This window comes from Alkalihalophilus lindianensis, assembly GCF_032843265.1.
GTDB classification, from domain to species: domain Bacteria; phylum Bacillota; class Bacilli; order Bacillales; family Bacillaceae_D; genus Alkalihalophilus; species Alkalihalophilus lindianensis.
The window spans coordinates 1-254 of record NZ_JAWJBA010000674.1 but is presented as its reverse complement, the minus strand read 5'-3'; the positions used below and the strand labels follow the sequence as shown (position 1 = coordinate 254).

Sequence of the window (254 nt, the reverse complement as noted above, 5' to 3'; positions counted from 1 at the left end):
TTACCATTTACTTGTTATCCAGTTATTTTCAGTCACTGCCGTCAACGTATGAGGAAGCGGCATTAGTCGATGGGGCCGGTTATTTTAAAACAATGGTTTCAATCATGATTCCGATGGCCAGGCCAAGTATCATTGCCGTGATTCTTTTTAACTTTCTCGCCTTTTGGAATGAATACATTATTGCTCTGACATTGATACCGGGGCCCAATAAGACATTGCCTGTTGGGCTGATGAACTTAATGGCTGCGCAAAAA

1 protein-coding gene is annotated in these 254 nt (G+C 42.1%); it reads left to right on the top strand.

Going from position 1 to position 254, the window contains the following annotated elements; translation table 11 throughout:
- The coding region (locus RYX56_RS23860; protein ID WP_317124321.1) for an ABC transporter permease subunit at positions 1–254 on the top strand (254 nt) is incomplete at both ends.